The sequence below is a fragment of the Plectonema radiosum NIES-515 genome, from assembly GCF_025753815.1.
Taxonomy (GTDB): domain Bacteria; phylum Cyanobacteriota; class Cyanobacteriia; order Cyanobacteriales; family Nostocaceae; genus Hassallia; species Hassallia radiosum_A.
The window spans coordinates 1-1540 of record NZ_JAOWRF010000168.1 but is presented as its reverse complement, the minus strand read 5'-3'; the positions used below and the strand labels follow the sequence as shown (position 1 = coordinate 1540).

The 1540-nt window shown below is 42.4% G+C and carries 1 protein-coding gene; it reads left to right on the top strand.

Going from position 1 to position 1540, the window contains the following annotated elements; all coding sequences use genetic code 11:
* Positions 1-105 precede the first annotated feature (105 nt).
* Positions 106-1347: a nickel pincer cofactor biosynthesis protein LarC gene (gene larC / locus OGM63_RS11050; RefSeq protein WP_263745584.1), complete on the top strand. Its 1242-nt coding sequence runs from the start codon at positions 106-108 to the stop codon at positions 1345-1347.
* Positions 1348-1540 lie beyond the last annotated feature (193 nt).

Here is a 1540-nt window from a genome sequence, read left to right as displayed (position 1 = left end):
GGGGGGGAAGAGGAGGGGGGAGGGGGTGAAAGGGGGGAGAAGGGGGATAACTATTGACTGTTGAATGTTGAGTGTTGACTAATAATTAAATTATCAGGAAAAAATATGAGTAAATTCGCTTACATTCAATGTCCGACGGGTATTTCTGGTGATATGTGCCTGGGAGCCTTGGTAAGTCTAGGTGTTCCGGAAGAATATTTAATGGAAAAACTGAATAAGTTGGGAATTGAGCATGAGTATAAGTTAAGAGCAGAATTTGTTCATCGTAATGGTCAGCAAGCAACTAAAGTTCATGTAGATTTAACTCACCACCACGATCATGAGGATGAACACGATCGCCATCATGGACGCCATCTGCCAGAAATTGAGCAGATGATTCTTTCTTCAGAGTTGCCAAAAAGAGCAGAAGCTTGGAGTTTGGCGGTATTCCGGCAGTTAGCAGTGGCAGAAGGAGCGGTACATGGTATTGCACCGGAAAAAGTTCATTTTCATGAAGTGGGTGCGGTGGATGCGATCGTTGATATTGTCGGTACAAGTCTTGGGTTGGATTGGTTGGGCATTGATAGCAACGAAAAAGGAATGCCCTTACTATACTGCTCGGCGTTACCGACTGGTGGGGGAACGGTTCGCGCTGCACACGGTCAGATGGCTGTACCAGTACCGGCAGTGTTGAAGTTATGGGAAATGCGGAGTTGTCCGGTTTATAGTAACGGCATTGACAAGGAATTGGTGACGCCCACAGGAGCTGCGATCGCTACTACTTTAGTGGTTGATTTTGGTGCTCCACCACCAATGACAATCAAACAAGTCGGATTGGGAGCGGGTTCAATTAATTTACCGATTCCGAATATTTTACAAATTTGGCTGGGTGAAAGTACAAGTTCTACCTTAATTGAAACGATATCAATATTAGAAACTCAAATTGATGATTTAAATTCCCAGGCGATCGGTTATGTTTTTGAAGGGTTATTTGCCGCTGGTGCTGTGGATGTATTTACTTGTGCGATCGGCATGAAAAAATCCCGTCCTGGGATTCTACTAACTGTAATTTGCCATCCGGAAAATTTACTTAAGTGTGAAGCCATTTTATTTCGTGAAACTACCACTTTAGGAATTCGTCGCTCCACTCAACAACGTGCTATTTTACAGCGGGAAATTCAACAAGTAGAAACTCAATATGGTGTCGTCCGCGTGAAAGTTGCATGGATGGGGAAAGAAGTTAGGGCAAACGTGCAGCCCGAATATGAAGATTGTGCCGAATTAGCGCGAAAACATAATATTCCCTGGCGGGAAATTCACCAGATGGTATTACACAATTGGCAGACAAAAAATGGCGTGAATTATTAATATGAAATTTCTAATTCCTACTAGAGACGTTCCGGTGGAACGTCTCTACAAATTATGAATCAAAAATATTCGTAGCCGCAATTTATTAATTGCTACTACGAACGTTTTTAAAGCTGTTCGGAAAGAGAACTTTATTTGATCAGCTTCTTTAATTAATTAATTGTTCTGTTAACAGCATCCCCTGCATCTTCAA

Bases quoted from the DNA above. Each gene is read 5' to 3' on its own strand.
- larC (WP_263745584.1), top strand. From the start codon at position 106: ATGAGTAAATTCGCTTACATTCAATGTCCGACGGGTATTTCTGGTGAT.